Origin of the sequence: Streptomyces sp. NRRL B-24085 (assembly GCF_001282115.1) — a bacterium.
Lineage (GTDB): Bacteria > Actinomycetota > Actinomycetes > Streptomycetales > Streptomycetaceae > Streptomyces.
In genome coordinates this window covers 1-6,194 of the sequence record NZ_LJBR01000536.1, presented here as the reverse complement: position 1 = coordinate 6,194, position 6,194 = coordinate 1, and the positions used below count along the sequence as shown (strand labels likewise).

5 protein-coding genes are annotated in these 6,194 nt (G+C 73.2%); 4 read left to right on the top strand and 1 reads right to left on the bottom strand.

What is annotated here, in order from left to right:
* The 3 genes from AOJ26_RS44760 to sucD form a co-directional block, all read left to right on the top strand.
* On the top strand, nt 1–1,443 hold a 1,443-nt coding region (locus tag AOJ26_RS44760; RefSeq protein ID WP_234358783.1), incomplete at its 5' end, for a hypothetical protein.
* Between the two features lie 459 nt (nt 1,444–1,902).
* Complete coding sequence (gene sucC / locus AOJ26_RS38825) at nt 1,903–3,081, top strand: ADP-forming succinate--CoA ligase subunit beta (protein WP_053853045.1); 1,179 nt, start codon at nt 1,903–1,905, stop codon at nt 3,079–3,081.
* A gap of 21 nt (nt 3,082–3,102) precedes the next feature.
* Nucleotides 3,103–3,987, top strand: coding sequence for a succinate--CoA ligase subunit alpha (gene sucD / locus AOJ26_RS38820; protein ID WP_053853044.1), 885 nt, complete (start codon nt 3,103–3,105; stop codon nt 3,985–3,987).
* Nucleotides 3,988–4,188: 201 nt separating this feature from the next.
* Here sucD and AOJ26_RS38815 read toward each other — a convergent pair whose 3' ends face one another.
* Nucleotides 4,189–5,124, bottom strand: coding sequence for a hypothetical protein (locus AOJ26_RS38815; protein ID WP_063790386.1), 936 nt, complete (start codon nt 5,122–5,124; stop codon nt 4,189–4,191).
* A gap of 62 nt (nt 5,125–5,186) precedes the next feature.
* On the opposite strand from AOJ26_RS38815, the gene AOJ26_RS38810 reads away from it, so the two are divergent.
* A partial coding sequence (locus AOJ26_RS38810) for a DUF6350 family protein (RefSeq protein ID WP_234358784.1) occupies nt 5,187–6,194 on the top strand: 1,008 nt, incomplete at its 3' end.

Genomic DNA, 6,194 nt, shown 5'->3' with positions numbered 1-6,194 from the left:
CCCACCACCCCCGACCCGGACGTCGACTACCTCTTCGGCCCCCTCGCCGCCTTCGCCCCGGAGGTGGAGCAGGCCCTGGCCGGCGCCCAGACGAAGCTGCGGGGCGTTCAGACGGGGGCCCGTGCCCAGGCGCAGGGCGTCGACGGCGTCGTACGGACGAAGAAGCAGCACACCCTCGCGGGCGCGGGCCGTACGGCGGCGGGGGCGACCGGCGCGGCACGGGCCACGCTCACCGGAGCGCAGGACCGGATCGCCGACGTGTCGGGCACGGCGGGAACAGGGGCCGGTTCCCTGAGGACCGCAGCCGAGGCCACCGTCTCCTCCGTGCCCCGACATGTCACGGGCACGGTGACCGGCGTCCACGGGCAGGCCGTCGGCACGGTCGGCGCGGTCGAGCAGCGGGCTCTCGGCGTCGTCGCGGGGGTTCCCGGTGCTGTCGCGCCCGTCGTCGGCCAGACGGCGGCCGCGGTCGTGCCGCCCGTCGTGACGGCCACCGTGGACGGCGTGCTGCCGGTCGCCGCCCAGGCGATGGACGGCGCAGTGCCGGTCGTCGAGGGGGCCGGGCCCGCCGCCGGGCGGACCGTGGGCGGGGTGGCCCCGGTCGTCACCGGCGCGGTGGCCGGCGTGACGCCGGTCGCCGGGGGAGCCGTGGGCGGGGTCGCGACGGCCGCGGGCCACGCCGTGGACGCGGCGACCGGGCTGGTGTACGGCGTCGCCGGGGACGTGTCCCCGGTCGTGGGCGGCACCGTGCAGGGCATGCCGCCCGTGGCCGGCGGCGCGGTCGCCGGCGTCGGGGAGATCCAGCAGGGCGTGGCCGGGTACGCCACCGGGACGGTCGCCGGTCTCCTCCCGGTCGCGGACGGTGTCGTGGCCGGTGTGCCGCCCTACGCCACCGGCCTCGTCGGGCAGGTCGCGCACGACACCGCCGACGCCGTGCTGCCGCCGGTCGTGAACACCGCCGTGCACGGTGTGGTGCCGGTCGCCGGGCAGGCCGTCGCGGACGCGACCGCCCTCGCGCACGGCGTCACGCGGGACGTCCGGCCCTTCGCGACCGGAGTCGCCGGGGACGTCGCTCCGCTCGCGTACGGCGTGGCGGGCCACACCACCGACCTGGCGTACGGCGTCACGGGCGAGGTCCCGGCGTTCGCGCACGGGGTCACCGGAGCCGTGGGGCCCGTCGTCGGCACCGTCACCCGCACGGTGGAGCCGGTCGCCGACAGCAGCACCGCGCTGGCCCACGGTGTGACGGGCGACGTCACGCCGTTCGCCACCGGCGTCGTCGGTGAGGCCGCCCCCGTCGCCGGACAGGTCGGCCCCTTCGCCGGAGACCTGACCGGGACCCTCCAGGACACCGCGGGACCGCTCGCCGGGCACGCCGTCACCGGCGTCCAGGGCGTGGCCGAGTCCCTCACCCCGGGTCACGCGCGGGACCACCGCGCCTGACCGCCCGCCACCACCGACTCCGTGAGGCGACGGGCCCCGGACGGCCGAAAGCCGTCGGTCTGTCCTGCCGGAACCTCACGGACGGGGGCGGAGAGGTCCCATCGGGGAAGGGACCCACCGCCCGGGCTCCTCGTGACGAGGGGCTGCACCATGGGCCTCACCGGGGCAACCCCACCCCGGTGAGGCCCTTCCCCGGGCACCGGCGAAGGCGCCCCGCCACCTCACACGCGGCACGCCGTGCCAGTGAGCGCGGCATCATGTGACAGGTATCACCGCTCAGGTGTGACCCTCGATTTAGGGGCCCCCGGCAAGCAGCGATAACCTGCGAGACGGACATGCCGCGCGCTCGGACACCGTGTGCGCCTCCCTTGTGACAGACACCGGTCGGACGTCACGTTGCCCTCGCGGCACGCCCACGCAGACAACGAACCGCGAGATCACTGATAGGGACGGAAGCGCGTGGACCTGTTCGAGTACCAGGCGAGGGACCTCTTCGCCAAGCACGATGTACCGGTGCTGGCCGGTGAAGTCATCGACACGCCTGAGGCGGCCCGCGCAGCCACCGAGCGCCTCGGTGGCAAGTCCGTCGTCAAGGCCCAGGTGAAGGTCGGCGGCCGTGGCAAGGCGGGCGGCGTCAAGCTCGCCGCCTCCGCCGACGAGGCCGTGGAGCACGCGACCAACATCCTCGGCATGGACATCAAGGGCCACACGGTCCACAAGGTGATGATCGCCGAGACGGCCCCGGAGATCGTGGAGGAGTACTACGTCTCCTTCCTCCTGGACCGTGCCAACCGCACCTTCCTCTCCATCGCGTCCGTCGAGGGCGGCATGGAGATCGAGGAGGTGGCGGAGACCCGCCCCGAGGCCGTCGCCAAGACGCCGATCGACGCCAACGAGGGTGTCACCGAGGCCAAGGCCCGCGAGATCGTCGAGGCCGCCAAGTTCCCGGCCGAGGTCGCGGACAAGGTCGTCAACGTCCTCGTCAAGCTGTGGGACACCTTCATCAAGGAGGACGCCCTCCTGGTCGAGGTCAACCCGCTGGCCAAGGTCGCCTCCGGCGAGGTCATCGCCCTCGACGGCAAGGTCTCCCTGGACGAGAACGCCGAGTTCCGCCAGCCGGAGCACGAGGCCCTCCAGGACAAGGACTCCGCGAACCCGCTGGAGGCCGCCGCCAAGGCCAAGAACCTCAACTACGTCAAGCTCGACGGCGAGGTCGGCATCATCGGCAACGGCGCGGGTCTCGTCATGAGCACCCTGGACGTCGTCGCGTACGCCGGTGAGGCGCACGGTGGCGTCAAGCCCGCCAACTTCCTCGACATCGGCGGTGGCGCCTCCGCCGCCGTCATGGCGAACGGCCTGGAGATCATCCTCGGCGACCCGGACGTCAAGTCGGTGTTCGTCAACGTCTTCGGCGGGATCACCGCGTGCGACGAGGTCGCCAACGGCATCGTGCAGGCGCTGCAGCTGCTCGCGGACAAGGGCGAGGAAGTCACCAAGCCCCTCGTCGTCCGCCTCGACGGCAACAACGCCGAGCTGGGTCGCAAGATCCTCTCCGACGCCAACCACCCGCTGGTCCAGCGCGTGGACACCATGGACGGCGCGGCCGACAAGGCCGCCGAGCTCGCGGCTGCGAAGTAAGGGAAGAGGGACAGACAAGCCATGGCTATCTTCCTCGACAAGGACTCCAAGGTCATCGTCCAGGGCATGACCGGTGCCACGGGCATGAAGCACACCAAGCTCATGCTGGCCGACGGCACGAACATCGTCGGTGGCGTGAACCCCCGCAAGGCGGGCACGTCGGTCGACTTCGACGGCACCGAGATCCCGGTGTTCGGCACCGTGGCCGAGGCGATGGAGAAGACGGGCGCGAACGTCTCCGTCCTCTTCGTACCGCCGGCCTTCGCCAAGGCCGCCGTCGTCGAGGCCATCGACGCCGAGATCCCGCTCGCGGTCGTCATCACCGAGGGCATCGCCGTCCACGACTCGGCCGCGTTCTACGCCTACGCCGTGTCCCAGGGCAACAAGACCCGGATCATCGGCCCGAACTGCCCCGGTCTCATCACCCCGGGCCAGTCGAACGCCGGCATCATCCCGGGCGACATCACCAAGCCGGGCCGCATCGGCCTGGTCTCGAAGTCCGGCACGCTGACCTACCAGATGATGTACGAGCTGCGGGACATCGGCTTCTCGTCCGCCGTCGGCATCGGTGGCGACCCGGTCATCGGCACCACCCACATCGACGCGCTCGCCGCGTTCGAGGCCGACCCCGACACCGACCTGATCGTCATGATCGGTGAGATCGGCGGCGACGCCGAGGAGCGGGCCGCGGCGTTCATCAAGGACAACGTGAAGAAGCCGGTCGTCGGCTACGTCGCGGGCTTCACCGCGCCCGAGGGCAAGACCATGGGCCACGCGGGTGCGATCGTCTCCGGTTCGTCCGGTACGGCCGCCGCCAAGAAGGAGGCCCTTGAGGCCGCCGGCGTCAAGGTCGGCAAGACGCCGACCGAGACGGCGAAGCTGGCGCGGGAGATCCTCGCCGGCTGAGTAGTACCTGGCTGAACGTCGATGGGCTCGCTCCGTGGGTTGGGGCGGGCCCATCGCGTTACAAGGTGCCGGATCGGGTCGTCGGGCGGGTGCGGGCGCGTCGTGGCTTGTCGCGCAGTTCCCCGCGCCCCTGAAAAAGCTTCGACCGCACCTGCTCAAGGGGCGCGGGGAACTGCGCGACAAGCCCTCACCGGCCCGCGGCTAACGGGCGAGCGGTGCCACCCTCTCCGGACCGCTGCCCGCACTCTTCCGCAGCTTCTCGCGGAGGGACACCTCCGACTTCGACAGCGCTCCTTGCCCCACCCGCGGCGGCACCCCCTGGATCTCCGCCCCCGGTGCCACCGGCGGCTCGTAGTGCGTCGGAGCCGTGCGCAGGGTGAGTGCCGTCGCGCCGATCAGGGCCACCGTGAACGCGATCGCCGCCTGGGTCCAGAAGCGGGCCCGGCGCTCGCTCCCGGTCCTGACCGCGGGCGCCTGCGCGGCCCGCAGCCGTTCCCTCGACGCCAGCGAGACCAGGCTCTCGTGCAGTTCGGAGGGGTCGGCCAGGTCGGGAAGCCGGGCCGCGACCGCTGCCCGCGCGTTCATCAGCCGGTAGGCCGTCGCCGGGGTGCTCGCCTCCGACTCCGCCGCCGTCTCCGGAAGGTCGAGGCCCACACCGTCGTACAGCAGGAGCGTGCGCCGCTGCGACGGCGGGAGCTTGAGGAGTACGGCCATCAGCGCGCGGTCGGCCGGGTCGGCGACGGGTGCCTCGGGGTTGCGGTAGCGGGGCCGGAAACGGTGCCAGGGGGAGAGGGCGTACTCGTACGCCATGATCCGCACCCGGCCCGCCGGGTCCCGGTCCACGGCCACCTCGGGCCAGCGCTGCCAGGCGAGTTGAAAGGCCCGTTCGACCGACTCGCGGGCGAGCTCGCGGCGGCCGGTGAGCAGATAGGTCTGCCGGACGAGGGCGGGCGCGCAGAACGCGTACAGCGCGTCGAAGGCCTGAGCGGGTGTCAGGGCGGGGGCGGCGGGCTCCTCGTGCTCCTGCTGAGGGTCCGTCAGCTCGCCGGTGGCGCCCGTCGCCTTCGCGACCTGATCCTGCGTCACCGGGCGCCCCTTCGTGCGAAAAAGTACATAGTCATATATTGAGCGACACATCCGAACTTCGCCTGTTACGACGAGAAAGCGCGTGTCGTTGGGAGCATGGCGGAGTGATCCAGATGACCGCCCGCCGCACGTCGTTGTCACCCCTGCTCACCCGGTTGCGCGACCGGACGCCCGGCCTGACCGCCGCCCTCCTGGGCGGTGCGGTGGCCGCCGGACTGGGGCTCGGCTCGTTCGCCGTGCTCGTGATCGTGCTGTGGATCAGCTCGCCGTACCCCGACAGCGGTCCGGGTGGCGCGCTGCACGTGGCCGCGGCCCTGTGGCTGCTCGCGCACGGGGCCGAACTGGTCCGCACGGACACGCTCTCCGGTGTTCCGGCGCCCGTCGGCGTCACGCCGCTGCTGCTGCTCGTGCTGCCCGTGTGGCTGGTGCACCGGGCGGCGCGGGACCTGGCCTCCGGGGACGAGGAGCCGCCGCAGGCGTCCGGGCGGACGGCGTGGACGGGGGTCGTGCTCGGCTACCTCGCCGTCGGCGCGGCCGCCGCGCTGTACGCGTCCGGCGGACCGCTGCGGCCCTCGTGGACGTGGGCCTGCGTGTGCCTGCCGGCCGTCGTCATGGGCGCGGCCGGCGCGGGGGTGTGGACGGCGTACGGCCGCCCCTCCGACGCGTTGGACGGGGCGCTGGTGCTGCTGCCCGGCGGGGTGCGGCGGGCCGTCCTCGGGGCGGAGGCGCGGGCACGGCTCGCCGCGGCCGCACGAGCCGCGGCAGCCGGGGTGTCCGTGCTGGTCGGGGGCGGGGCGGTGGTGCTGTCGGTGTCGCTGGTGGCGCACGGAGCCGCGACGCGGAGCTCGTTCCTCCAGCTCACGGAGGGATGGTCGGGACGGTTCGCCGTCCTGCTGCTCTGTCTGGCGCTGGTGCCGAACGCGGCGGTGTGGGCGGTGGGGTACGCCGCCGGCCCCGGTTTCGTCCTCGGCGCGGGCCATGCCGTCGGGCCGCTGTCGTCGGACCCGGCACCGCTGCTCCCGCCCTTCCCGCTGCTCGCGGCGGTACCGGAGGCGGGGGCCGGCGGGCCTGAGCACTGGGCGGCGGGAGTGGTGCCGGTGGTGGCCGGGGCGGTGCTGGGG

Bases quoted from the DNA above. Each gene is read 5' to 3' on its own strand.
- sucD (WP_053853044.1), top strand. From the start codon at position 3,103: ATGGCTATCTTCCTCGACAAGGACTCCAAGGTCATCGTCCAGGGCATG.
- AOJ26_RS38815 (WP_063790386.1), bottom strand. From the start codon at position 5,124: ATGTGTCGCTCAATATATGACTATGTACTTTTTCGCACGAAGGGGCGC.